General features: G+C 75.0%; 22 protein-coding genes. 19 read left to right on the forward strand and 3 right to left on the reverse strand.

The window, feature by feature from the left end; all coding sequences use genetic code 11:
• Positions 1-92: 92 nt before the first annotated feature.
• Positions 93-1,724: a hypothetical protein gene (locus HA073_RS28205; RefSeq protein ID WP_166457680.1), complete on the reverse strand. Its 1,632-nt coding sequence runs from the start codon at positions 1,722-1,724 to the stop codon at positions 93-95.
• On the opposite strand from HA073_RS28205, the gene HA073_RS30800 reads away from it, so the two are divergent.
• Together HA073_RS30800 and HA073_RS28215 are read left to right on the forward strand one after the other, a co-directional pair.
• Complete coding sequence (locus HA073_RS30800) at positions 1,725-2,753, forward strand: Replicase polyprotein 1ab (RefSeq protein WP_240926008.1); 1,029 nt, start codon at positions 1,725-1,727, stop codon at positions 2,751-2,753.
• Positions 2,754-2,824: 71 nt separating this feature from the next.
• Positions 2,825-3,820 (forward strand): HAD-IIA family hydrolase, encoded by a 996-nt coding sequence (locus tag HA073_RS28215; RefSeq protein ID WP_176722855.1) that lies wholly within the window; start codon positions 2,825-2,827, stop codon positions 3,818-3,820.
• Between the two features lie 42 nt (positions 3,821-3,862).
• Here the strand turns inward: HA073_RS28215 and HA073_RS28220 are convergent, their stop codons facing one another.
• Positions 3,863-4,198, reverse strand: a complete 336-nt coding sequence (locus tag HA073_RS28220) for an SCP2 sterol-binding domain-containing protein (RefSeq protein ID WP_043324901.1) — start codon at positions 4,196-4,198, stop codon at positions 3,863-3,865.
• Positions 4,199-4,310: 112 nt separating this feature from the next.
• On the opposite strand from HA073_RS28220, the gene HA073_RS28225 reads away from it, so the two are divergent.
• The 13 genes from HA073_RS28225 to HA073_RS28285 all read left to right on the forward strand — a co-directional run bounded on the left by HA073_RS28225 (position 4,311) and on the right by HA073_RS28285 (position 20,279).
• Positions 4,311-4,889 (forward strand): phasin family protein, encoded by a 579-nt coding sequence (locus HA073_RS28225; RefSeq protein ID WP_166457681.1) that lies wholly within the window; start codon positions 4,311-4,313, stop codon positions 4,887-4,889.
• Entirely contained in the window at positions 4,886-5,113 is a 228-nt protein-coding gene (locus HA073_RS28230) for a hypothetical protein (RefSeq protein WP_030502668.1), read from the forward strand. Before HA073_RS28225 ends, HA073_RS28230 begins: the two co-directional genes overlap by 4 nt.
• 21 nt (positions 5,114-5,134) lie before the next feature.
• Positions 5,135-5,983: a TlyA family RNA methyltransferase gene (locus HA073_RS28235; RefSeq protein ID WP_104115246.1), complete on the forward strand. Its 849-nt coding sequence runs from the start codon at positions 5,135-5,137 to the stop codon at positions 5,981-5,983.
• Entirely contained in the window at positions 5,980-6,864 is an 885-nt protein-coding gene (locus HA073_RS28240; RefSeq protein WP_043324900.1) for an NAD kinase, read from the forward strand. Before HA073_RS28235 ends, HA073_RS28240 begins: the two co-directional genes overlap by 4 nt.
• A 600-nt stretch (positions 6,865-7,464) precedes the next feature.
• Positions 7,465-9,222: a DNA repair protein RecN gene (gene recN, locus HA073_RS28245; RefSeq protein ID WP_043324899.1), complete on the forward strand. Its 1,758-nt coding sequence runs from the start codon at positions 7,465-7,467 to the stop codon at positions 9,220-9,222.
• A gap of 118 nt (positions 9,223-9,340) precedes the next feature.
• A complete protein-coding gene (gene steA / locus HA073_RS28250; RefSeq protein WP_043330324.1) occupies positions 9,341-10,519 on the forward strand; it encodes a putative cytokinetic ring protein SteA in 1,179 nt (392 codons plus the stop codon).
• A 28-nt stretch (positions 10,520-10,547) separates the two neighbouring features.
• On the forward strand, positions 10,548-11,486 hold the full coding sequence (locus HA073_RS28255; RefSeq protein WP_069089175.1) for a copper transporter: 939 nt from the start codon (positions 10,548-10,550) through the stop codon (positions 11,484-11,486).
• 59 nt (positions 11,487-11,545) lie between these two features.
• A complete protein-coding gene (locus tag HA073_RS28260; RefSeq protein ID WP_166457682.1) occupies positions 11,546-12,409 on the forward strand; it encodes a hypothetical protein in 864 nt (287 codons plus the stop codon).
• Position 12,410: 1 nt separating this feature from the next.
• Entirely contained in the window at positions 12,411-14,105 is a 1,695-nt protein-coding gene (gene murJ / locus HA073_RS28265) for a murein biosynthesis integral membrane protein MurJ (protein ID WP_166457683.1), read from the forward strand.
• Positions 14,102-15,235, forward strand: a complete 1,134-nt coding sequence (locus tag HA073_RS28270) for a glycosyltransferase family 4 protein (RefSeq protein WP_166457684.1) — start codon at positions 14,102-14,104, stop codon at positions 15,233-15,235. The genes murJ and HA073_RS28270 overlap by 4 nt, the downstream gene beginning before the upstream one ends.
• On the forward strand, positions 15,235-17,643 hold the full coding sequence (locus HA073_RS28275) for a hypothetical protein (RefSeq protein WP_113974874.1): 2,409 nt from the start codon (positions 15,235-15,237) through the stop codon (positions 17,641-17,643). The genes HA073_RS28270 and HA073_RS28275 overlap by 1 nt, the downstream gene beginning before the upstream one ends.
• A 303-nt stretch (positions 17,644-17,946) precedes the next feature.
• On the forward strand, positions 17,947-19,677 hold the full coding sequence (locus HA073_RS28280) for a CTP synthase (RefSeq protein ID WP_043324896.1): 1,731 nt from the start codon (positions 17,947-17,949) through the stop codon (positions 19,675-19,677).
• Positions 19,674-20,279: an NUDIX hydrolase gene (locus HA073_RS28285; RefSeq protein ID WP_166457685.1), complete on the forward strand. Its 606-nt coding sequence runs from the start codon at positions 19,674-19,676 to the stop codon at positions 20,277-20,279. The genes HA073_RS28280 and HA073_RS28285 overlap by 4 nt, the downstream gene beginning before the upstream one ends.
• 66 nt (positions 20,280-20,345) lie before the next feature.
• Here HA073_RS28285 and HA073_RS28290 read toward each other — a convergent pair whose 3' ends face one another.
• Entirely contained in the window at positions 20,346-20,717 is a 372-nt protein-coding gene (locus HA073_RS28290) for a TM2 domain-containing protein (protein WP_082930962.1), read from the reverse strand.
• Positions 20,718-20,888: 171 nt separating this feature from the next.
• Between HA073_RS28290 and ald the strand changes: the two genes are divergently transcribed.
• The 4 genes from ald to HA073_RS28310 all read left to right on the forward strand — a co-directional run bounded on the left by ald (position 20,889) and on the right by HA073_RS28310 (position 25,216).
• A complete protein-coding gene (ald, locus tag HA073_RS28295) occupies positions 20,889-22,004 on the forward strand; it encodes an alanine dehydrogenase (RefSeq protein WP_064446395.1) in 1,116 nt (371 codons plus the stop codon).
• 11 nt (positions 22,005-22,015) lie between these two features.
• A complete protein-coding gene (locus HA073_RS28300) occupies positions 22,016-22,987 on the forward strand; it encodes a tyrosine recombinase (RefSeq protein WP_166457686.1) in 972 nt (323 codons plus the stop codon).
• A 196-nt stretch (positions 22,988-23,183) separates the two neighbouring features.
• Positions 23,184-24,107, forward strand: a complete 924-nt coding sequence (locus tag HA073_RS28305) for a ParA family protein (protein WP_013285595.1) — start codon at positions 23,184-23,186, stop codon at positions 24,105-24,107.
• Positions 24,108-24,148: 41 nt separating this feature from the next.
• The gene (locus HA073_RS28310) at positions 24,149-25,216 is read left to right on the forward strand and encodes a ScpA family protein (protein WP_166457687.1); all 1,068 of its coding nucleotides are present in this window, start codon (positions 24,149-24,151) and stop codon (positions 25,214-25,216) included.
• Positions 25,217-25,220: the final 4 nt, after the last annotated feature.

Consider the following 25,220-nt stretch of genomic DNA (forward strand, 5'->3'; position numbering starts at 1 on the left):
TCTTCCAGTCGAGGGCCGCCCCAGCAGGGGCGGCCCTCGACTGCGTTAGCGTTCTCGGCGGAAACGCCATCAGGAAGGATGTACCTGTGAGCTCAGGACCCCAGGGCGGGGACCGCCCCCGTCGTTACGAGGATCGCGCCGACCGTGGCCAGGGGCGTGGTGACGCCGGCCGCGACGGCCGTCGCGATGACCGTCCCTCGTACCGGGGTGGCCGCGACGACCGCCCGGGCGGCTTCCGCGGTGGTGACCGTGACAGTGGCGCCCGTGGTGGCGACCGTCGCGAGGGTGGCTTCCGTGGTGGTGACCGCCGTGAGGGTGGCTTCCGTGGTGGTGACCGCCGTGAAGGTGGCTTCCGCGGTGGTGACCGCCGCGAGGGCGGCTTCCGCAGTGGCGATCGCGAGGGCGGTTTCCGCGGTGGCGACCGTCGTGAAGGCGGGTTCGGCGGTGGTGAGCGTCGCGAGGGCGGTTTCCGTGGTGGCGACCGTGAGGGTGGCTTCCGGAGCGGAAGCCGTCCGGGCGGCGACCGTCGCGAAGGCGGGTTCCGGGGCGGCGACCGTGACAGTGGCGCCCGTGGCGGCGACCGCCGTGAGGGTGGCTTCCGTGGTGGTGACCGCCGTGAGGGTGGCTTCCGCGGTGGCGACCGCCGTGAAGGTGGTGCCCGTGACGGCGGCTTCCGGGGCGGTGAGCGTCGCGAGGGCGGCTTCCGGGGCGGCGACCGCCGTGAGGCCGGCACCCGCGACGGCGGCTACCGCGGCGGTGACCGCCGTGAGGGTGGCTTCGCCGGCGGTGACCGTCGTGACGGCGGTTTCCGCGGTGGTGACCGTCGTGAAGGCGGCTTCCGGGGCGGCGACCGTGACGGCGGCTTCCGCGGCGGAGAGCGCCGTGAGGGTGGCTTCGCCGGCGGTGACCGTCGGGAAGGCGGTTTCCGCGGTGGCGAGCGTCGTGAGGGTGGCTTCCGCGGTGGCGACCGCGAGGGCGGTTTCCGCGGCGGTGACCGTCGTGAGGGTGGCTTCCGGAGCGGTGACCGTGACGGCGGTTTCCGCGGTGGTGACCGTCGTGAGGGTGGCTTCCGGAGCGGTGACCGTGACGGCGGTTTCCGCGGCGGAGAGCGTCGCGAGGGCGGTTTCCGGGGCGGCGAGCGTCGTGAAGGCGGCTTCCGCGGTGGTGAGCGCCGTGAGGGCGGTTTCCGTGGTGGAGACCGTGAGGGTGGCTTCCGTGGTGGTGACCGTCGTGAGGGCGGCGAGCGTCGTGAGGGCGGTTTCCGCGGTGGCGACCGTGAGGGTGGCTTCCGGGGCGGGGACCGTCGCGAAGGCGGCGAGCGTCGTGAGGGCGGTTTCCGCGGTGGCGACCGCCGCGAAGGCGGCCACCAGGGTGGCGACCGTCGGGAGAGCTACGCCGGCGGCGAGCGCCGCGAGGGCGGCTTCCGCGGCGGCGAGCGCCGTGAGGGTGGCTTCCGCCGCGACGACCGTCGTGACGACCGTCGGCCGGGCGGCTTCCGGGGCGAGCGGGACGGTGAGCGCCGTGGCTACGGTGACCGGCCGGGCGGCGACGACCGCCGTGGCAACTTCGGTCCGCAGCGGGAGCGCCGGGACGAGCGCGGCGAAGGGCGTACCGGTGAGGCGCCGGAGTTGCCGGACGAGGTCGTCGCGAGCGACCTCGACTCGGCTGTCCGGGCGGAACTGCTCTCCCTCGCCAAGCCGGTTGCGGAGACGGTTGCCCGGCACCTGGTCGCGACCGGGCTGCTGATCGACGAGGACCCGACGCTGGCGCTGGCGCACGCCATGGCGGCCCGCCGGCTCGCGTCGCGGATCGCCGCCGTGCGGGAGGCCGTCGGACTGGCCGCGTACCACGCCGGTGAGTGGCAGACGGCCATTGCCGAGCTGCGGACGTACCACCGGATGAGCGGTCTGCAGAGCCACCTGGCCGTGCTGGCCGACTGCGAGCGGGCGCTGGGCCGGCCGGAGCGGGCGATCGACCTGTTCCGCGGCGCCGACCGGGACAAGCTCGACCAGGCCGTCGCGATCGAACTGCTCATCGTGGCCGCCGGCGCGCGCGGCGACCTCGGGCAGAAGGACGCGGCCGTGGCGATGCTTCAGGTCCGCGAACTGACCGGCGACTCGACCGAGCCGTGGGCGGCGCGACTGCGTTACGCGTACGCGGACGCGCTGCTGGCGGTGGACCGGCGCGAGGAGGCGCGGGAGTGGTTCTCCCGGGCCGCCGACGTCGACTCCGAGGGGGAGACCGACGCCGCCGAGCGGCTGCTGGAGCTGGACGGCGTGGTCATCGAGGGCGACGACGAGCCCGAGGACGACGCGGACACGTCCGAGGCGTCGGCCGACGACGACGATGACGATGACCACGACGATGACGATGACGACGACGATGACGATGACGACGATGATGACGATGATGACGATGACGACGACCGTGAGGACGACGCGCGGCTTAGCGACGACGTCGTGTCGGGCACCGGCGGCGACGCGGCACGGGCCGGCTACCGGGACCGTGACGCGGGCGACCTGACCGACGACGAGCTGACCGACGCCGAGGCCGGCTCGCTCGCCACCGGCGCCCCGACCGCCGCCACGACGTCCGAGGACACCGCCACGTCGACCGCGGACACCGCCACGCCGGGCAGCACCGTCGCGGCTGCGGACGCCACCGACGTCACCCCGGCCGACAAGGCCGACGCCGACCGGCCCGCACCGGGCGACGCCGCGTCCGGCGAGGGCGAGGCGGCGGAGCGCCGGTGACCGGGTACGGCGGGGACACCGCTACCGGCGCGGACCAGGGGCGACCCGTCCGCGCCGGAGCGGCCGGCCGGCTGGTCGACGCGTACTCGCTTGTCGTCTTCGACCTGGACGGCGTCATCTACCTGATCGACCGGCCCATCCCGGGCGCGGTCGAGGCGGTCGGCCGGCTGCACGCCGAGGGGCGCGCCGTCGCGTACGCGACGAACAACGCCTCCCGGCGCTCCAGCGAGGTCGCCGACCTGCTCACCGGCATGGGCGTCCCGGCGCAGCCGGCGGAGGTGCTCACCTCCGCGGCGGCCACCGCCGAGCTGCTCCGGGACCGGCTGCCCGAGGGCGCGCCGGTGCTCGTGGTCGGCGCGGAGGCGCTGCGGGCCGAGCTGCGCGCGGTCGGCCTGCGGCCGGTGTCCACCGTCGACGAGGAGCCCGCCGCCGTGGCCCAGGGCTACGGTCCGCAGGTCGGCTGGTCCGACCTGGCCGAGGCGTCCCTGGCGGTACGCGCGGGCGCGCCGTGGTACGCCACGAACACCGACCGCACCCTGCCCAGCCCGCGCGGCCCGCTGCCGGGCAACGGCTCGCTGGTCGCGGTGCTGCGTACCGCGCTGGGCCGCGACCCCGACGTGGTGGTGGGCAAGCCGGAGCCGGCGCTGTTCACCACCGCCGCGCGCCGGGCCGGGGCCGGGCGCACGCTCGTGGTGGGGGACCGGCTGGACACCGACATCGAGGGCGCCCGCCGGGCCGGGCTGGACAGCCTGCTGGTGCTCACCGGGGTCAGCGACGCCGCCGAGCTGCTGGCCGCGCCCGAGGAGCGCCGCCCCGCGTACGTCTCGTTCGACCTGGCGGGGCTCTTCGACCCGGACGCGGTGGTGGCGGTGCCGGGCCGGGCGACCGCCGGCGGCTGGTCGGTGGCGGAAGCCGGCGCGGACCTCGTGCTCGACGGCGCGGGACCGCCGCTGGAGGCGCTCGCCGCGCTCTGCGCGGTGGCCTGGTCGGCGTCGGCCGGGCCGCGCGTGCGGGCGCAGTCCCCGGCGGCGGCGGAGGCGCTCGCCGCGTTCGGCCTCGACGGCTGAGCGGCGAAGCACCCCGACGGCGGCGCGGTCGCGGTGGACCGGCTAGAGCAGCTTGCGGAGCTTCATCAGGTCGAACGGGTTCGCCTTGATCGAGACCCGCCGGGACGCGACCGCCGACATCACGTCGAGCCGGCCGTTCACCAGCGCGACCAGGTCGTCACTGCCGGTGCTCAGCGCGATCTTCGCCTTCGGGTCGTCGCCGTCGGCCAGGTCGACCAGCCGCCCGCCCTCCAGCCGCCCGTGGAACGCGGTGCCGAGATCGGTGATCCGGCAGGCCAGCGTGCGGTCCAGGTCGATGCGTCCCTGCGCCTCGGCGTTGCGGTCCAGCCGCGCGGCCAGGTCCTGCAACGCCTGCCGGCACTCGTCCACGCTGGCCACATCGTCTCCTCACCACGAACCACGCCGTTTCCCGGCACCGTACCGCAATGGGGCGTCCGGGGTGCCCGGTAGCGTGGCACCTGCACACCTCGCCCCGCGGAAGGACTCAGGCATGCAGGACGCGTGGCGCGCCTACCTCGAGCTGGCCATGGGCCTGACGGAGGCGCCCCGGAAGAAGGCACAGGACGCGGTCATGCGCGTCGTCGGTCAGGGTGGCGCGACCGCCGCCCAGATCCAGACGCTCGCCGAGGAGCTGGTGGCCACCGGCCTGGCGAACCGGGAGTCGCTGACCAAGCTGGTCCGCTTCGAGGTGGACCGGGCGCTGGGCGCGGTCGGGCTGGCCACCGCCGACGAGGTCGCCGAGCTGACCCGCCGGGTGCACGACCTGGAGCGGCAGCTGCGCGAGGCGCGCGGCAACCTCGGGCCCGGCGAGACGCCGCCCGCCGGATCGTCCGAGCCCGCCGCCGCACCGGCCGGGACCGCCACCGCGCCGTCCGGCGAGACCGTGCCGCCGACCGCCGAGTCCGCGGCAACGGCGCCGACGAAGGCGGTGGCGAAGAAGACGGTGGCCAAGAAGGCGATCGCGAAGAAGCCGCCCGCCACCATGGCCCGTACCCCCGCCGACGGCTCGCCCGCCGCGCCCGCCCGGCCGGCGAAGAAGGCCACCGGCCGCCGGGCGGCCGGCTCGTGACCGCGCCGCGGCCCGGTCCGCCGCCGGGCCCGCGGCCCGGACCACCCCCGGGGGTACGCCCCGCGCCGGCCGAGGAGGTCGGCGAGGCGCGGCACCCGGCGGTGGACGCCGCGGTGCTCGGCATGGCCAACGCCGAGGCGCTCGCCCCGGCCGACCAGATCGCCCAGTACGAGGCGGCGTACGAGACGCTGCGCGAGACCCTCGCCACCATCGACCAGGCCTGAGCAGAGGCGGAGACACACCTGATGGCTCGTCGTACCCGGCTGGACGCCGAACTGGTCCGGCGCGGGCTGGCCCGCTCCCGGGAACAGGCCGCCGCGCTCGTGGAGGCCGGTCGCGTCCAGCTGCGCGGAGTGCGGGCACGCAAGCCCGCGGCGATGGTCGACCCGGCCGATCCGCTGCTGGTGACCGGAGAGGACCCGGCCGACGAGTACGTCTCCCGGGGCGGCCACAAGCTGGCCGGCGCGCTCGCCGCGTTCGCCCCCGGCGGGCTGACCGTCACCGGCCGGCGCTGCCTGGACGCGGGCGCGTCGACTGGCGGGTTCACCGACGTGCTGCTGCGCGGCGGCGCGGCCGAGGTGGTCGCCGTGGACGTCGGCTACGGGCAGCTCGCCTGGTCGCTGCGCACCGACGAGCGGGTGCGGGTGTTCGAGCGTACGAACGTGCGTACGCTCACGCCGGAGGCGATCGGCGGTCCGGTCGACCTGACGGTGGCCGACCTGTCGTTCATCTCGCTGCGTCTGGTGCTGCCGGCGCTGGCCGCGTGCACCGGCCCCGGCGGCGACCTGGCGCTGATGGTCAAGCCGCAGTTCGAGGTCGGCAAGGAGCGCGTCGGCGCCGGCGGCGTGGTCCGCGATCCGGCGCTGCGCGCCGAGGCGGTGCTCGACGTGGCCGCGGCGGCCGCCGGGCTCGGCCTGGGCCTGGCCGGAGTGGCGGCCAGCCCGCTGCCCGGGCCGAGCGGCAACGTCGAGTTCTTCGTATGGTTGCGCGGGGACGCGCCCGCCGCGGACCCGGAGCGGGTCCGCGCGGTGGTGGCCGCCGGCCCGCAGGGCGCCGCCACCACGGCGGCCACGACCGAGGAGGTGTCCGGGTGAGCCGCACCGCGCTGCTGGTGACGCACACCGGCCGTCGACGCAGCACCGAGCACGCGCGCGCGGTGGCCGCCGACCTGATCGCCGCCGGTTTCGAGGTGCGGGTGGTGGCCGAGGAGGCCGACGACCTGGACCTGCCCGGTGTGGTGCCGGTGACCGGCCCGGAGGCGGCCGAGGGCGCCGAGATCGTCTTCGCGCTCGGCGGGGACGGCACGTTCCTGCGCGCGGCCGAGCTGGCCCGTCCGGCGAAGGTCCCGCTGCTGGGCATCAACCTCGGCAAGGTCGGCTTCCTCGCCGAGGCGGAGATCGACGACCTGGACACCGCGGTACGTGACGTGGTCGAGCGTAACTACAGCGTGGACGAACGGCTCACGCTGGACGTCACCGCCGAGTTCGAGGGCGGGCCGACCATCGAGTCGTGGGCGCTCAACGAGATCAGCGTGGAGAAGGGCGAGCGCGCCCAGATGCTGGAGCTGCTCGTCGACGTGGACGGCCGGCCGCTGTCCCGGTACGGCTGCGACGGCGTGATCTGCGCGACCCCGACCGGCTCCACCGCGTACGCGTTCTCCGGCGGCGGGCCGGTGGTCTGGCCCGAGGTGGAGGCGCTGCTGCTGGTGCCGATCAGCGCGCACGCGCTGTTCAGCCGCCCGCTGGTGACCGCGCCGACGTCGACGTTCGTCATCACCGTCGACCCGTTCACCACCCTCGCGGTGCTCTGCTGCGACGGCCGGCGTGTCTACGACCTGCCGCCGGGCGCCCGGGTCACGGTGCGCCGGGGCACGTTGCCGGTGCGCATCGTGCGGTTGCGGGCGCGTCCGTTCACCGACCGGCTGGTGGCCAAGTTCGACCTGCCCGTCCAGGGCTGGCGGGGCAACCGTCGCTGACCGACGGATCAGCGGAAACCTCCGTTCGGACCACCGGTCCGGGCCGCCGCGCACGTTACGGTGAGCGTACGGGCCGCGATGAGGTGAGTCCGGGTGCGGCGGTGAGGCCCGCCGCTTCCGGATGCGTGGCCCGGATGTCGCGGGCTCGGCCAGGGGGTGGTCGGGGCCGCGACGGTCGGGACGCCGGAGTGTCGTAGCCGGCCGCGGCGGGCGGACCGGCGCGCCGCGCCCGATCGGGTGTCGACCCCGGTCGGGCGGACAGGTCGTGCAGCCGCCGCCGGAGGAAGCGGCGGCGCGCGAGCTGGGCGACGCGATCTCCGGCGTCCCGGCCCTCTACCGCGCTGCGCTCGTGTCCACCTGGCGACATGTCGCCGGTGCGGCGGCATCAGGTCGGCCGGCCGCCGTGCACCAGTGGGCAGGTCGCGGTGCGACCGTCCACCACGGCCGGTCGGCGGCCCAGCCGCTGCGCGAACTCACCGGCCCGGGCCGTGTCCGCCCGTACCGGGCTGCGGTGGAGCTCTTCCTCGTCCGGGGTCGGGTGCCCGCGGCTCGACCTGCCGGCTGGTCAACTGTCACACGGCGGGGCTACTGTCGGGTGCTGTGCTGGAAGAGCTGCGCATCACCGGACTGGGCGTCATCGAGGACACCACGCTGCCGCTGGCCGCGGGGATGAACGTCATCACCGGCGAGACCGGCGCCGGCAAGACCATGGTGGTGACCGGCCTCGGCCTGCTCTTCGGCGGCCGCGCCGACGCCGGCCGGGTGCGCGCCCAGCCGGGCCGCGCCGTGGTGGAGGGCCGGCTGCGCCTCGGTGGGCGGGTGGCCGAGTCGGTGCACGCCCGCATCCTCGACGCCGGTGGTGAGCCCGACGAGGACGGCTCGCTGCTGCTCAGCCGCACCGTGACCATCGAGGGGCGTTCCCGCGCGCACCTGGGCGGGCGGGCCATGCCGGTGTCCACGCTCGGTGAGGTCGGCGAGCAGGTGCTGGCCGTGCACGGCCAGTCCGACCAGCTGCGGCTGCTGCGCCCGGCCGAGCAGCGCGCCTCGCTCGACCGGTTCGCCGGGCCGGAGCACGAGAAGCTGCTCGACGCGCTGCGCGAGACGTACGCCCGGTGGCGCACGGTCGTCGACGACCTGGCCGACCGGCGGCGCAACGCGCGCGAACGCAACCAGGAGGCCGACCTGCTGCGGCTGGGCCTGGACGAGATCACCCGGGTCGATCCGCAGCCGGGGGAGGACGACGAGCTGAAGGCGGAGGCGCAGCGGCTGGAGCACGCCGAGGGGCTGCGTACCGCCGCGCAGGTGGCGCAGCAGTGCGTGGCCGGCGGCGTCGAGGCGGCCGACGACACGCCGGACGCGGCGGCGCTGCTGGGCACCGCGCGGCGCACGCTGGAGGCGCAGGCCGGCACCGACCCGGCGCTGGGCGAGCTGGCGGCCCGGCTGGAGGAGGCCGCCACGCTGGTCACCGACGTGGCCGCGGAGCTGTCCACCTACCTGGCCGCGCTGGACGCCGACCCGGCCCGCCTGCAGACCGTCTACGAGCGGCGGGCCGCGTTGCGCGGGCTCACCCGCAAGTACGCCGACGACGTCGACGGCGTGGTGGCGTGGGCCGAGCGGGCCCGCACGCGGCTGTCCGATCTGGACACCTCCGACGAGCTGCTGGACGAGCTGGACCGCGAGGCCACCCGGCTCGCCGGTGAGGTGGCCGACCTCGCCGGCCGGGTGTCGGCGTCCCGGCGGGAGGCCGCGGTCCGCTTCGCCGAGGAGGTCACCGTCGAGCTGGCCGGGCTGGCCATGCCGCACGCCCGGATCGAGGTGGCGGTGCTGCCGCGTCCGGCGGGCCGGTCCGAGCCGAGCCTGCCGGTCAACGGCGTCGAGACCGGCGTCGGCGCGGACGGCGCCGACGAGGTGGAGCTGCGGCTGCTGGCCCACCCGGGCGCGCCGGCGCTGCCGTTGCAGAAGGGCGCCTCCGGCGGCGAGCTGTCCCGGGTGATGCTCGCCATCGAGGTGGTCTTCGCCGGTTCCGGCGGCCCGCCCACGCTGGTGTTCGACGAGGTCGACGCGGGTGTCGGCGGTCAGGCCGCGGTGGAGATCGGCCGCCGGCTGGCCCGGCTGGCCCGCAGTCATCAGGTGCTCGTGGTCACCCACCTGCCGCAGGTCGCCGCGTTCGCCGACCGGCACCTGGTGGTGGCCAAGGACACCGGGGGAGCGGTCACCACGAGCGGGGTGCGCGTGGTGGAGGACACCGAGCGCGCCCGGGAACTGGCCCGGATGCTCGCCGGTTTGCCGGACTCGGATCTGGGTATCGCCCATGCCGAGGAGCTCCTGGCCGTGGCGGCCAAGGAAAGGCGTCCGTGATACCCCGATTGTGAGCGCAAGCACACCGGCGCGGGTTCCGGTGTGCTTCCCTGGGTAGGCGGCCCTGCTCAGGCATGTCGCGACAGCAAAACCTGCCTCACATGCCAGGATGGTCACGATGCGTCTACCCATACTGCGCCGGAGCCGGAACCCGGAGCCGGGCTCCATCGTCGGCACCGCGCGCCTCGACCGCCGGACGAAACGGCTGGTCGGGCGGCTGCGCCCCGGCGACATCGCGGTCATCGACCACGTCGACCTGGACCGGGTGGCGGCCGACTCGCTCGTCGCGGTGGGTGTGGCGGCGGTGCTCAACGCCAAGCCGTCGGTCTCCGGCCGCTATCCCAACCTCGGCCCGGAGGTGCTGATCTCGGCCGGCATCCCGCTGCTGGACGATCTCGGCGAGAGCGTCTTCGAGCAGGTCCGCGAGGGTGACCGGGTCCGCATCGAGGGCAACACCGTGTTCGTCGGCGAGGAGCCGGTCGCGCACGGCACGTTGCAGGACGCCGAGACCGTGGCCAAGTCGATGGCCGACGCCCGGGAGGGCCTGTCGGTGCAGTTGGAGGCGTTCGCCGCCAACACGATGGACTACCTGCGGCAGGAACGTGACCTGCTGCTCGACGGCGTCGGCGTGCCGGAGATCCAGACCCAGGTCCAGGGCCGGCACTGCCTGATCGTGGTGCGCGGCTACGACTACAAGGCCGACCTGGACGTGCTGCGCCCGTACATCCGGGAGTTCAAGCCGGTGCTGATCGGCGTCGACGGCGGGGCCGACGCGCTGGTCGAGGCGGGCTACACCCCGGACATGATCATCGGGGACATGGACTCGGTCACCGACGACGTGCTGCGCTGCGGCGCCGAGGTGATCGTGCACGCCTACCCGGACGGGCGGGCGCCCGGCCTGGCCCGGGTCAACGGGCTCGGCGTACCGGCGATCACGTTCCCGGCGGCGGCCACCAGCGAGGATCTCGCCATGCTGCTGGCCGACGAGAAGGGCGCGTCGCTGCTGGTGGCCGTCGGCACCCACGCCACCCTGGTGGAGTTCCTGGACAAGGGGCGCGGCGGCATGGCGTCGACGTTCCTGACCCGGCTGAAGGTGGGCGGCAAGCTGGTCGACGCCAAGGGCGTCAGCCGGCTCTACCGGCAGAGCATCTCCGGTTCGTCGCTGCTGCTGCTGGTCCTGTCGGCGGTGGCCGCGATGGCCTCCGCGGTGGCGGTCTCCACCGTCGGGAAGGCGTATTTGGGCGTGGTCTCCGAATGGTGGGACAATTTCGTGTTCCAGCTCGGCCAGCTCTTCTAGCTCCCCCGACGATCAAGAGGCTGCAAGCGTGATCAACTTTCGCTACCACGTGGTGTCCCTGACCGCGGTGTTCCTGGCGCTGGCGATCGGCCTGGTGGTCGGCACGGCCGCCCTCAACGGGCCGGTCGCCGACTCGCTCCGGGAGAACGTCAACGGCCTGCGCAAGGACAACTCGCTGATGCGCCAGTCGGTCAACAGCATGCAGAAGCAGCTGGAGACCGAGGAGGACTTCGCCGCCGAGGTGGCCCAGCTCGTCCTGCCCGGCAAGCTGACCGGCCGTCGGGTGCTGGTGCTCACCCTGCCCAGCGGCCGCGACCAGGCCGAGGGCGTGGTGAAGATGCTGCAGACCGCCGGCGCGGACGTCACCGGCCGCATCGACGTGCAGGACAAGTTCGTCAACCCGGACAGCAACAACAACCTGCTGGAACTGGCGGTCACCGCCCGGCCGAACACGTCCCCCGCCATCAACCTGCCCGGCAACGGGCACGGCGTGGAGACCTCGAGCGCGCTGCTGGCGAACGTCCTGGTCGACCGTCCCGCGGGCACCCCGGCGGCCAGCGAGACCGACCGGCGCACGGTGCTGGAGCAGTACGCCACCGCCGGCTACCTCACCCCGGCGGACAAGATCTCCACCGCCGCCGAGGCGGTCGTGATGGTCACCGGCCAGCCGTACGTGGACAAGGACTCGGCCAAGAAGGACGAGTCGGTGGTGAAGATCGCCGTGGAGTTCGACCGGGCCGGCGCGCTGGTGGTCGCCGGCATGGGCTCGACCGGCGGGAACCTGGTCTCCGTGGTCCGCGGCGACCCGGTGCTGTCGCAGACCATCTCCACCGTCGACAACGCCAACACCGTGCAGGGCCAGCTGGCCACCAGCCTCGCCCTGGCGCAGCAGCTCACCGAGAAGAAGACCGGCCAGTACGGCGTGGGCGACAACGCCGCCTCCCGGGTGCCTACACTGCCCCGGTGACCGCTCGGGCCGCCCGGTCCGTGCCGCGTCGCGTTCGAAGTCCGGATCGAGGAGGTCCCGTGAGACTGGGTCGGCTGCTCGCCGTGGGCGCGGGGGTGCTGGCCGCCCGCTACACGCTGCGCCAGACGCGCACGTCGCCGGGCGGGCCGGCGCTGGAGCGCACCAACTACCGGGGCCGCACGGTGACCCTGGCCGCCGGTCCGGCCCTCGCCGTGGGCGCGGCGACCGGCGGCGCGCTGGGCGCCGGCAGCGCACCGGCCGGCGCCGCCGCGCTCGTCGCCGGACTCGGTGCGGGCGCGGTCGGCCTCTACGACGACGTGGTCGGCGCACGCCCCGAGCAGAAGGCCGCCAAGGGCTTCGCCGGGCACCTCGCCGCGCTGCGCGAGGGCCAGGTCACCGCCGGGCTGGTGAAGGTCGCCGGGGTCGGCGTGGCCGGGCTCGCCGCCGCGGCGCTGCTCGCCGCCGACCGGCGGGTCGCCGCGCACCCGCGCCGCCGGCGCGCCGGGGCGGTCGGCCGCGGGCTCGACGTGCTGCTCGGCGCCGGCGTGGTGGCCGGCACCGCCAACCTGGTAAACCTGCTCGACCTGCGGCCCGGCCGGGCGCTGAAGTCCGGCATGCTGCTCGGCGCGCCGCTGACCACCGGCCCGCACGGCGGCATCGCGGCGGGCGCGGTGGGCGCGTCGGCCGCGCTGGTCGGGGACGACCTGGGCGAACGGGTGATGGTCGGGGACAGCGGCGCGAACGCGCTCGGTGCGCTGCTGGGCGTGAGCCTGGCCGCGCGTACCGGGCCGCTGGGCCGCGCCGGCGTGCTGGCCGTGCTCGCCGCGCTCACCGCCGCCAGCGAGAAGGTCAGCTTCACCCAGGTCATCGCGTCCACGCCGGGGCTGCGGCACCTCGACGAACTGGGCCGGCTGCCCGACTGACGTGACGAAACCGGCACCTCTCGCCGCCGCCGGCCGCGTCGCCGGGGCGGCCGCCCTCATCGCCGTGCTCACCGTGGTCAGCCGGCTCGCCGGCTTCGGCCGCACCGCCGTGTTCACCTGGACGCTGTCCACCAGCGACCTCGGTGGCGCCTACCTGGTGGCCAACTACGTCCCGAACTTCATCTTCGAGATCGTCGCGGGCGGGGCGCTGGCCAGTCTCGTCGTACCGTTGCTGGCCGGCGCGGTCGAGGCCGGTGACCGGCGTGCGGTGGCCGCCACCACCGGGGCGCTGCTGACCTGGACGCTGACGCTGCTGGTGCCGCTGGCGGTGCTGGTGGCGATCTTCGCCGACCCGCTGCCGGGCCTGATCGGAGACGGTCTCAGCGAGGCGCAGCAGGCGTCCGGGGCCCGGATGCTGCGCGTCTTCGCGCCGCAGCTGCCGCTCTACGGCGTGGGCATCGTGCTCACCGGTGTGCTCCAGGCGCACCGCCGGTTCGCCTGGCCGGTGATCGCGCCGCTGCTGTCGAGCATCAGCGTGATCGGCGTCTACCTCGCCTTCACCGCGACCGAGGGGCGGCTGGCCACGATCGGCGAGGCCGGGCGCGGCGGCGAGCTGCTGCTGTCCGCCGGCACCACACTCGGCGTGGTGGTGCTCTCGCTGTCGCTGCTGATCCCGCTGCGCCGGCTGAAGCTCCGGATCCGGCCGGGCTACCGGTTCCCGGCCGACGCCCGGGCCCGGGTCGGCGGCCTGGCCGTCGCCGGGGTGGTCACCGTCGCCGCCCAGCAGATCGCCCTGGTGGTAGCGCTCAACCAGGTCACCTACGGCCGGACCGCCGACGTCGGCGTCTACAACCTCGCCCAGACCGTCTACTTCCTGCCCTGGGCGGTGCTGGCGGTGCCGCTGGCGGTGGCCGCGTACCCGACGCTCGTCGCGGCCCGGGCCACCGGCGACGAGCGCGCCTACCGGGACACGCTCGCCCCGGCGGTACGCGGAGTGGTGCTGCTCAGCCTGCTCGGCGCCGCCGCGCTCGTCGGCACCGCGATCCCGGTCGGGCACTTCTTCTTCGCCGACCCGCTCGATGCGCGTACCGCGGCGGTCGGGATCGCCGGGTTCGCGCCCGGCCTGGTCGGCTACGGCCTGTTCGCGGTCCTCACCCGCGCCCTGTACGCCCGCGGCGAGACCCGCGCGGCCACCGTCGCGACCGCGCTCGGATGGCTCAGCGTGCCCGCGTTCGCCCTCCTGTTCGCCCAGGCGCTGCCGCTGGCCGACCGGGTCCTCGCGGTGACCCTGGCGACGTCGGCCGGCATGGTGCTGCTCGGCGCGCTGCTGATCGTCGCGGTCCGGCGTGCCGCCGGCGGCGAGGCGCTCGCCGGGATCGGCCGGGCCGGCGCCGCCGGACTGCTCGCCGCAGTGGTCGCCGGAGCGGGCGGGGCGGCCGTCGCGGCGGGACTCGCCGGGCTCGGTGACGGCACCCCGACGACACCGTGGGCCCTCGCGCAGGGCATGCTGTCCGGGGTCGTGGTCGGTGTCCTGTTCCTCGCCGTCGCCTGGCTGACCGACGCCCGCGACCTGCGGCCGCTGCTCGCGACCGTGACCCGCCGGCTGCGCCGGCGACGCCCGGCCGGTGGGGACGGCCCGCCGGCGCAGCAGCACCCCGGCGAGCGGGGCGACGGAAAGGAGACCGTTTCCTCATGACGGACGCCTCGCCCGCACCGCGCTGGCCCGGGTCGGTGGCCCTCGTGCTCGCCTCCAGCACCGGCGGGGTCGGGCAGCACGTGCGCTCGATCGCCGGGGGACTCACCGAGGCCGGAGCGTCGGTGCTGGTGTGCGGACCGGCCGCCACCGAGGAGCAGTTCGGCTTCACCGGCGTCGGCGCCCGGTTCACCCCGGTGGAGATCCCGGCCAGCCCCACGCCGGGCGACGCGCGCGCGGTCACCGCGCTGCGCCGGGCGCTCGCGGTCACACCCGTCGACGTGGTGCACGCGCACGGGCTGCGCGCCGGCCTGGTCGCGGCGCTCGCCCGCCCCACCGCGCCGCTCGTCGTCACCTGGCACAACGCGGTCCTCGCGAAAGGGCTGCGCGGCGCGGCGTCCCGGCTGGTCGAGCGGATCGTCGCCCGGTCCGTGCGGGTCGCGCTGGGCGCCTCCGCCGACCTGGTCGACCGCGCCGCCGCGCTGGGCGCCGCCGACGCGCGCCTGGCCCCGGTCGCCGCGCCCACGCTGCCGCCGCCGGGCCGCCGCCGCGCCGCCGTCCGCGCCGAGTTCGGCGTGACCGCCGACCGCCCGCTGATCCTCTCGGTGGGCCGGCTGCACCCGCAGAAACGGTACGACGTGCTCATCGACGCCGCCGCCCGCTGGCGCACCCGTACCCCCGCCCCGGTCGTGGTGATCGCCGGCAGCGGACCCGCGTATCTGCCGCTGGCCGCCCGGATCTCGGCCGCCCGCGCGCCGGTGACGCTGCTCGGGCACCGCACCGACGTGGCGGACCTGCTGGCCGGCGCCGACCTCGCCGTGGTGACCAGCGACTGGGAGGCCCGGCAGCTGTTCGCCCAGGAGGCGCTGCGGGCCGGCGTACCGCTCGTCGCGACCGCCGTCGGCGGGCTGCCGGAGCTCGTCGGCGACGGGGCCGTGCTGGTGCCGCCCGGGGACGTGGACGCCGTCGACGCGGCGGTGCGCGACCTGCTCGACGACCCCGTACGCCGGGCCGAGGTGGGCCGGCGCGGCCTGGCCCGGGCCGCGACCTGGCCCACCGAGGCGGACACCGTGGCCGCGCTCGCCGACCTCTACGCCGAGCTGACACCGCAGCACTCCGCCGGGAACCGCTGATGCTGCGCCGACTGACCCCGGTCCTGCTCACCCTGGTCGTGGTGGCGCTGGGCATCACCGCGCTGGCCGCCCGGCCGGACCGCGGCGCGGACCGGCCCGGCGCCGACTTCGTGGTCCTCGTCGGCGCGGCCGGCCTGCGCTGGGACGACGTCGACCCGGAGAACACGCCGACGCTGTGGCGGATGGCCGAGCAGGGCGCGATCGGCTCCCTGTCGGTGCGGTCCGCGCACCGGCCCACCTGCCCCGTCGACGGCTGGCTCACCCTCGGCGCCGGGAACTTCGCCGCCTGGCCGGGCGCCCGTCCGGGCGGTGGCTGCCCGGCGGCCGGCGTGACTGTGGAACGGCCCGACGGCATCGGCGCGAACCTGCCCGACCAGCCCAGCGTCGTGGCGCACAACCAGGAACAGCTCGCCTGGGGCGCCAAGCCCGGCGCGCTGGCCGAGTCGGTGCGCTGCTCGGTGGCGGTGGGGCCGGGCGCCGCCGTGGCCGCCGCCCGTCCGTTCGGCCGGGTCGACAGGTACGCGCCCACGCTGCCCGAGAACCCGGCGGAACTGCTCGGCTCCTGCGTGCTGAGCATCGTCGACGCCGGCACCGTCGACGACGACGACCCGGCCGTACGGGCCGCCCAGGCGCGGCAGGCCGACGCCCGGCTGGCCCGGGTCCTCGCCGCCCGGCCGCCGCGCTCACTGGTGCTGGTCGCGGGCGTCTCCGACACCGACAACCCGGCGCGGCTGCACGTCGCGATCGCCGACGGCCCCGGCTGGACGGGCGGCTGGCTGACCTCGCCGAGCACCGCCCGATCCGGCTACCTGCAACTGGTCGACCTGGCCCCGACCGTGCTCGCCGTACTCGACCGGCCGGCCCCGGAACGGGCCTTCGTCGGCCGTCCCGCGGTCACCGCCGACGACCGGCCCGACGACCTGCGGGCCGCGATCGAGGCGTCGGCCGACGCGGACCGGGAGGCCGCCGCCCAGCGGCGCGTCGCCGGCTGGTTCTTCACCCTGCTCGCCGCCGCCCAGCTGGCCCTCGCGGTGGCGGTGCTGCCGCTGCTACGCCGGGCCCGCCGCCTCGCCGGCCCGCACGGACCGGAACCGGTGTCCCGGCGCGTCGTCGCCGTGGTGGAGCTGCTGCTCATCGCCGCGGCGCTGGCCGTGCCCGCGGCGCTGCTGGCCGACGCCGTGCCCTGGTGGCGCGGCAGCCACGCCGGCGTCTGGTACGCCTCGGTGACCGCGCTGCTCGTCGTCGGCGGCACCGCCCTGGTCCGGTTCAGCCCCGGGCACGAGCGCACGCTCGGCCCGCTCGGCGCGGTCGCCGGGCTGGCCACGCTCGTGGTCGGCGTGGACGTGCTCACCGGCTCCCGGCTGCAGCTCAACGGCGTGGTCGGTTACTCCGCGCTGGAGGGCGGCCGGTACGCCGGGCTCGGCACCGTCGGGCTGGGCGTGTTCGTCGCCGGATCACTGCTGTGCGGCGGCTGGCTCGCCCAGCGGTTCCGCAAGGGCTGGCGGCCGATGGTGATGGTGGCCGTCGGCGGACTGGCAGTGGTGATCGTGGGCAGCCCGTACCTGGGCGCCGACTCGATCGGCGCGATCGCGCTCACCGCCGGCGTCAGCGTCGCCGCCGCCATCTGCACCGGCGGCTGGCTCACCGTGAGCCGACTGGCCTGGGCCACCATGGCCGCGCTCGCGGTCACCATCGGCTTCGCCCTGGTCGACCTGGGCCGTCCCGCCGACGAGCGGGGAAGCCTGGGCCGGTTCCTGGCCGCGCTCGGCGACGGCACCGGGGGGCTCACCGTGCACCGCTCCGGCGACTCCAACATCCAGACGCTGGTGAACAGCCCGCTCACCGTGCTGGCCCTGGCCGGGGCGGCGCTGGTCTGGCTGGCGCTGCTGCAGCCGTGGGGCGGCCTGATGCGGCTGTTCGGCATCTACCCGGCGATCCGGGCCGCGATGGCCGGCACCGGCGTGGCCGTCGGGCTGGGCGGCGTGCTGGGCGGCTCGGCGCTGGACGTGGCCGGCGCGGCGGCGGCGCTCGTGGTGCCCATGGCGGCGCTGTCGGCGCTGCGGGTGCTCGACCACTCCACCGACCGTACGCTGCCCGACAGCGGCCGCCCTGGCGGCGAGACGGACGCGGTACCACCGGGCGGCCCGGACAGCCCTTCCCGAGGCGGCCCCGCTGCCGGCGGCCCGCCTGACGGTGCTCCGTCGGCCGGTGACGGTGCTGGTGATGGTGGGTCGGCGGGCGACGGTCCGGCCGGTGACGGTGTGGGCGATCCGGGGGAGGCCGGGGAGCCGGCCGGACCGGGTCGGCAGGGCCCGGCCGGCACGGAAACGCCGAACGCATCGCCCGGCGCCGGGGCGCGGGTCCCCGCACAGCCGACCCCGGCCTCCTCGGAGGTCCCCGCCGGCTGACCGGCCCGCGCTGCCCGCGCGGGCGTGCCGCCCCCCGCCGCGCCCTCGCCAGATCGGGGAGGTGGCGGGGTCAAGGCCCTGTGGAAGGCACCACATCGGCGGGGTGGTGTCGATCAAGGGCCCGGACGGGGCACGGAAGAGCGCCGCACGAGGGCCGGCACGGGCCTCACGTGCGCCGACAGCGGGTGCGACGCCGGCTCACGGTCCGGATGGTGTTACCGTGGAATCCCGTGGATCGCGTGATCACTTGTCTGATCGGCACGGCGGTTCGCACGACCGCTACGGACGACACGGGAGCAGGCCTTGGCCCCTACAGCACGGACGACCAGGCACATTTTCGTCACCGGGGGCGTCGCCTCCTCGCTGGGTAAGGGCCTCACCGCCTCCAGCCTCGGCAGTCTGCTGACCGCGCGCGGACTGCGCGTGGTGATGCAGAAGCTCGACCCGTACCTGAACGTCGACCCCGGGACGATGAACCCGTTCCAGCACGGCGAGGTCTTCGTCACCGAGGACGGCGCCGAGACCGACCTCGACGTCGGGCACTACGAGCGGTTCCTCGACCGGGACCTCTCCGGCAAGGCGAACGTCACCACCGGCCAGATCTACTCGGCGGTGATCGCCAAGGAGCGGCGCGGGGAGTACCTCGGCGACACGGTGCAGGTCATCCCGCACATCACCAACGAGATCAAGGCCCGCATCCGCGGCATGGCCGACCCGGACGCCGACGGCCAGGTGCCCGACGTGGTGATCACCGAGGTCGGCGGCACCGTCGGCGACATCGAGTCGCTGCCGTTCCTGGAGTCGATCCGGCAGATCCGCCACGACCTGGGCCGGGACAACTGCTTCTACCTGCACGTGTCGCTGGTGCCGTACCTGGCGCCGTCGGGCGAGCTGAAGACCAAGCCGACCCAGCACTCGGTGGCGCAGCTGCGCAGCATCGGCATCCAGCCCGACGCGCTGGTGCTGCGCTGCGACCGGGAGATCCCGGACAAGGTCAAGGAGAAGCTGTCGCTGTACTGCGACGTCGACCGGGAGGCGGTCACCGCCGCCCCGGACGCGCCGAGCATCTACGACATCCCGAAGGTGCTGCACCGGGAGGGCCTCGACGCGTACGTGGTGCGCCGGCTCGGCCTGTCGTTCCGCGACGTCGACTGGACCCGCTGGGACGACCTGCTGGAGCGGGTGCACCAGCCGCGGCACACGATCACCGTCGCGCTCGTCGGCAAGTACGTCGACCTGCCCGACGCGTACCTGTCGGTGAGCGAGGCGATCCGGGCGGCCGGGTTCGGCCACCGCGCCCGGGTGAAGCTCAAGTGGGTGCCCAGCGACGACTGCGTGACGGCGGCCGGCGCGGCCGCCGCGCTGTCCGGCGTCGACGGCATCGTCATCCCCGGCGGCTTCGGCGTACGCGGCATCGAGGGCAAGGTCGGCACCGCCCGGTACGCGCGGGAGAACGGCATCCCGCTGCTCGGCCTCTGCCTCGGCCTGCAGTGCATGACCATCGAGGTGGCCCGTCACCTGGCCAACCTCGACGGCGCGAACTCGCTCGAATTCGACGAGGAGGCCGTGCACCCGGTCATCGCCACCATGGCCGACCAGGAGGACATCGTGGCCGGCCGCGGCGACCTGGGCGGCACCATGCGGCTCGGGGCGTACCCGGCGAAGCTCGCCGAGGGGTCGATCGTCGCCGAGGCGTACGGCAGCACCGAGGTCAGCGAGCGGCACCGCCACCGGTACGAGGTGAACAACGCCTACCGGGACCAGCTCACCAAGGCGGGGCTGACGATCTCCGGCACCTCGCCGGACGGGCGGCTCGTGGAGTTCGTCGAGCTGGACCGCAACCTGCACCCGTTCTTCGTGGCCACCCAGGCGCATCCGGAGCTGAAGAGCCGCCCCACCCGCCCGCACCCGCTGTTCGCCGCGTTCGTCGGCGCCGCCGTGGCGTACTCGCAGGCCGACCAGCTGCCGGTGGACCTGGACGGCGCGGCGAAGAAGGCCGGCCGCGGCGGCGGCGCCAAGGCCCAGGCCAAGTGAGCGGCGTCGAGCACCGGTACGAGGTGACCGCGCGCCGCCAGATCTGGTCCGGCCGGATCTTCTCCGTGGTCAGCGACGACGTCACCATGCCCGGTGGCGGCGAGGCGACCCGGGACTACGTGCGGCACGTCGGCGCGGTCGCCGTGGTGGCGCTCGACGACGCCGGTCAGGTGGTGCTGATCCGCCAGTACCGGCACCCGGTCGGCCGGCACCTGTGGGAGCTGCCCGCCGGGCTGATGGACGTCGGCGGCGAGGACCTGGCCGCCGCGGCGCTGCGGGAGCTGGCCGAGGAGGCCGACCTGACCGCGGCGCGCGTGGACGTGCTCGTGGACCTGCACAGCTCGCCCGGCTTCTCCGACGAGATGGTCCGGGTGTTCCTGGCCCGCGAGCTGGCCGAGGTGCCGGCGGAGCAGCGGCACGACCGGCACGACGAGGAGGCCGACCTCCAGGTGGTCCGCGTGGACCTGGACGAGGCGGTGCGGATGGTGCTGGCCGGTGAGATCACCAACGCGTCCTGCGTGGCCGGGCTGCTCGCCACGGCCCGCGCCCGGGAGACCGGCTTCACCGAGCTGCGCCGGCCGGAGGCGCCGCTGCCGCGCTGATCGGGAACCGACGACGAAGGGGCCGCGCGGCGCTCTGCGCCGGGCGGCCCCTTTCCGTTGCGGTGGTCAGTCGCGCAGCGGGCGGCCCTGCCCGTCGACACCGCCGTTGACGAGGATCAGGATGCCGTCGACGAGGCCCCAGATCGCGCCGATGCCGCACGTCACGAGCGTGACGATGAGCTGGATGACACCGGTCTTGGTGTCGCCCATGTAAAACCGGCCGATGCCGAAGCCGCCGAGGAGGATCTGGAGCACACCCGCGACGACCTTGCTCTTGTCCGAGACGCCCTGCGGGTACTGCTGGTAAGGAGTGGTCATGAGCGGACACAATAGTGATCGACTCGCGTCCTGTCGGCCCCGGCACCCCGGTCGTGGAAGGATATTTACCGAACTCTGTCCTGTCGGCTGATGACGTCTCCACCGGCCAGCCTGGCCCATGCCTGACACACCGTCAGCACCAGCGGGCACCGGATGTCACAGTGTCGCCGTCCGTGGGCTTCCCACGGCTCTAGACTGCCGCCGGCGGGACCGGTGTACCGCGCCGGCAACGGAGCCGGCGCGGCGCCGCGCAGTCGGGGGTGAGCAGCCCCGGAGGAAGGTGTCTGCATCGTGAAGGTCGGAATCCCCCGCGAGGTCAAGAACCACGAGTACCGGGTGGCGATCACGCCCGCGGGCGTCAACGAGTTCACCCGCCACGGCCACGAGGTCTTCGTCGAGGCCGGCGCCGGCGTCGGCTCCAGCATCACCGACGACGAGTTCGCCGCCGCCGGCGCGAAGATCCTGGCCACCGCCGACGAGGTGTGGGACACCGCCGAGCTGGTCCTCAAGGTGAAGGAGCCGATCGCCGAGGAGTACCACCGGATGCGCGAGGGACAGGTGCTCTTCACGTACCTGCACCTGGCCGCCTCCCGCGAGTGCACCGACGCGCTGGTCGACCGCAAGGTCACCGGCATCGCGTACGAGACGGTCGAGCTGCCCGACCGGTCGCTGCCGCTGCTCGCCCCGATGTCCGAGGTGGCCGGCCGGCTCGCCCCCCAGGTGGGCGCCTTCTACATGATGCGCACCGGCGGCGGGCGGGGCGTGCTGCCCGGCGGCGTCTCCGGCGTGTACGCCGCAAAGACCGTGGTCATCGGCGCGGGCGTGTCCGGCCTCAACGCCGCCGCCATCGCGCTGGGCCTGCAGTCCGAGGTGCTGCTGCTGGACAAGAACGTGGCCCGGCTGCGCTCCGCCGACGCCATCTACCGGGGCCACCTGCAGACCGTCGCCTCAAACGCGTACGAGATCGAGCGGGCAGTGCTCGACGCGGACCTGGTCATCGGCGCGGTGCTGGTGCCCGGCGCGAAGGCCCCGAAGCTCATCTCCAACGAGCTGGTCTCCCGGATGAAGCCGGGCAGCGTGCTCGTCGACATCGCCATCGACCAGGGCGGCTGCTTCGAGGACTCGCGCCCGACCACGCACGCCGACCCGGTCTACAAGGTCCACGACTCGATCTTCTACTGCGTGGCGAACATGCCCGGCGCGGTGCCGAACACCAGCACCTACGCGCTGACCAACGTCACCCTGCCGTACGCCCTGGAACTGGCCAACCAGGGCTGGCAGGCGGCGCTGCGCAACGACCCGGCGCTGGCGCTGGGCCTGAACACCCACGCCGGCAAGGTCGTCTACGGCCCGGTCGCCGAGGCGCACGGCATGGACGTGCTGCCGCTGGACGAGGTGCTGAGCTGACCGACGCCGCCGTGCGCGCGGCCGGCGCGGAACCCGCGCCGGCCCTGCGCCGTGCGGTCCGGACGTACCTGGACCACCTCACCGTCGAGCGCGGGCTGTCCGCGAACACGCTCGCCTCGTACCGCCGGGACCTGGACCGCTACCTCGCCACCCTGGCCGCCGCCGGGGTGGACGACCTGGCCGCCGCCGGGCCCGCGCAGGTCGAGGCCCACCTGGCCCGGCTGCGCGCCGGCGACGACGACCACCCGCCGCTCGCCGTCTCCTCCGCCGCCCGCGCCGCCAGCGCGGTACGCGGCCTGCACCGCTTCGCGCTGCGCGAAGGGCTCACCGGCGCCGACCCCAGCCGCGACGTCCGCCCGCCCGCGCCGCCGCGCCGCCTGCCCCGGGCGCTGCCCGTCGACGCGGTCCTGCGGCTGCTGGAGGCCGCCGGCCCGGCCGACGGCACCGGCGACGCCGCCGCCCGCGCGCTGCGCGACCGGGCGCTGCTGGAATTCCTGTACGGCACCGGCGCGCGCATCTCCGAGGCGGTCGGCGCCGCCGTCGACGACCTCGACCTGGACGCCGGAACCGTGCTGCTGCGCGGCAAGGGCGGCCGGACCCGGCTGGTCCCGGTCGGCGGGTACGCGGCCGACGCGCTGCGCGCCTGGCTGGTCCGGGGCCGCCCGGCGCTGCTCGCGGCCGGACGCGGCACCCACGCGGTGTTCGTCAACGCCCGCGGCGGCACGCTCACCCGGCAGGGCGCCTGGGCCGTGCTGCGCGCCGCCGCCGCCCGGGCCGGCCTGCCGGTTGACGGCCCCGACGCGGTCTCCCCGCACACGCTGCGCCACTCGTACGCCACGCACCTGCTCGACGGCGGCGCGGACGTGCGCGTGGTGCAGGAACTGCTCGGCCACGCGTCGGTGACCACCACCCAGGTCTACACACTGGTCACCGTGGAACGACTGCGCGAGGTGTACGCGACAGCGCATCCGCGCGCCCGCTGAGTCGCCGGCGTGGCCGGGCCCTGGCTGACGGGCCGCCGACACGCCGACCCGCTACCGAACGCGCTGCTGGCCGGTGGCGTACAGTCGGCATCGGCGCGGGCCTCCAGGTGCGACGGACCGGGGGTGCGCAGCGGCGCCGCGAGGGACGTCGGACGGCTCCGACGCCGGGTGGTCGTCGGGAGGGGGCAACGAGGACATGGCAGGAAACGGTGACCGTGCCGAGACCTGGACGTCGGAGCTCCGTGAGCAGCAGGCGACGCTCGGCGCCGATCTCGGCCCCGCCGACCCGGCCGCGTACACCATGCGCAAGCCGATCCCCGAACCCATGCCGACCGACCGGCACGGCCCGGCGCGGATCATCGCGATGGCCAACCAGAAGGGCGGCGTCGGCAAGACCACGACGACCATCAACCTGGGCGCGGCCCTGGCCGAGTACGGCCGCAAGGTGCTGCTCGTCGACTTCGACCCGCAGGGCGCCCTCTCCGTCGGGCTGGGCGTCAACCCGCACAACCTGGACCTGTCGGTCTACAACCTGCTGATGCAGGACGACGTCACCGCCGAGGACGTCCTGATCAAGACCGACGTGGCCGGGCTGCACCTGCTGCCCGCCAACATCGACCTCTCCGCCGCCGAGATCCAGCTCGTCAACGAGGTCGCCCGGGAGATGGCCCTGGCGCGGGTGCTGCGCACCATCCGCAAGGAGTACGACTTCATCCTGATCGACTGCCAGCCCTCGCTGGGCCTGCTGGCGATCAACGCGCTCACCGTCGCGCACGGCGTGCTCATCCCGCTGGAGTGCGAGTTCTTCAGCCTGCGCGGTGTCGCGCTGCTGCTGGACACCATCGACAAGGTGCGCGAGCGGCTCAACTTCGACCTGGAGCTCGAAGGCATCCTCGCCACCATGTACGACAGCCGCACCACCCACTGCCGCCAGGTGCTGCAGCGGGTGGTCGAGGCGTTCGGCGACAAGGTCTACCAGACCGTCATCACCAAGACGGTGAAGTTCCCCGAGTCCACCGTGGCCGGCGCCCCGATCACCACCCTCGACCCGGCCTCCTCCGGCGCCCGCAACTACCGGCAGCTGGCCCGGGAGGTCATCGCCGCCCAGGCGGACCGGTAGGGCGCACGCCGGCCGCCCGCCGCGTCGTCTACGGTTTCCCGGTGACCGCACCGCCCCTCGACCCGCCACACGGCGCCGGCGACCCCGCCGTAGCCGCGGAGCTGGCCGCCGAGGTCGACGGTGTGGTGCCCGCCGACGCGGGCACCGGCGAGCAGACCAGTGGCTTCACCGTCCGGCTGGACAACTTCACCGGCCCGTTCGACCTGCTGCTCCAGCTGATCAGCAAGCACAAGCTGGACGTCACCGAGGTGGCGCTGCACAAGGTCACCGACGAGTTCATCGCGTACCTGCGGGCGATGGGCGACCAGTGGGACCTGGACGAGACCAGCGAGTTCCTGCTCGTCGCCGCCACCCTGCTCGACCTGAAGGCGGCCCGGCTGCTGCCCTCCGCCGAGGTCGAGGACGAGGAGGACCTGGCGCTGCTGGAGGCGCGGGACCTGCTGTTCGCGCGGCTGCTGCAGTACAAGGCGTACAAGGAGGCCGCCGCGCACATCGCCGAGCTGGAGGCGGTCGGCGGCCGGCGCTACCCGAGGGCGGTCACGCTCGAACCGCGGTACGCCGAGGCGCTGCCCGACCTGGTGCTCGGCATCGGTCCCGAGCGGCTGCACAAGCTCGCGGTCAAGGCGATGAGCCCGAAACCGGTGCCCGAGGTGTCCATCGCACACGTGCACATGGTCCGGGTCAGCGTCCGCGAACACGCCGGCATCATCGCCGACCGGCTGCGCCGCGCCGGGATCGCCACGTTCTCGCTGCTCTGCGCAGACTGTGAGATGACGCTCGAGGTGGTGGCCCGGTTCCTGGCGCTGCTGGAGCTGTACCGGCAGGGTCTCGTGGCGTTCGTGCAGGAGCAGGCGCTGGAGGAGCTGACCGTTCGCTGGACCGGCCCGGTCGACGGCGAGGCGGAGCTGACCGTCGACGAGTACGCCGGCAGCCCCGAACCCACGACCACGTCCGTCCCCGCCGCACCGGCCGACGCCGCGGCTGCTCCGGCCGACGTCGGCGCCGGGGTGAGCGACGCCGCCGTGCCGGGCGACGTCGCCGCAGATGCCGCATCCGACGCCGCCGTGCCCAGCGAGACGGCGGACGAACACGCACCGACGCAGGAGTGAACGG

This window comes from Micromonospora sp. CMU55-4 (genome assembly GCF_011602315.1).
GTDB classification, from domain to species: Bacteria; Actinomycetota; Actinomycetes; order Mycobacteriales; family Micromonosporaceae; genus Micromonospora; species Micromonospora chalcea.

Bases quoted from the DNA above. Each gene is read 5' to 3' on its own strand.
- HA073_RS28225 (WP_166457681.1), top strand. From the start codon at position 4,311: ATGCAGGACGCGTGGCGCGCCTACCTCGAGCTGGCCATGGGCCTGACG.
- HA073_RS28235 (WP_104115246.1), top strand. From the start codon at position 5,135: ATGGCTCGTCGTACCCGGCTGGACGCCGAACTGGTCCGGCGCGGGCTG.
- steA (WP_043330324.1), top strand. From the start codon at position 9,341: ATGCGTCTACCCATACTGCGCCGGAGCCGGAACCCGGAGCCGGGCTCC.
- HA073_RS28270 (WP_166457684.1), top strand. From the start codon at position 14,102: ATGACGGACGCCTCGCCCGCACCGCGCTGGCCCGGGTCGGTGGCCCTC.
- HA073_RS28275 (WP_113974874.1), top strand. From the start codon at position 15,235: ATGCTGCGCCGACTGACCCCGGTCCTGCTCACCCTGGTCGTGGTGGCG.
- HA073_RS28290 (WP_082930962.1), bottom strand. From the start codon at position 20,717: ATGGGCCAGGCTGGCCGGTGGAGACGTCATCAGCCGACAGGACAGAGT.
- HA073_RS28305 (WP_013285595.1), top strand. From the start codon at position 23,184: ATGGCAGGAAACGGTGACCGTGCCGAGACCTGGACGTCGGAGCTCCGT.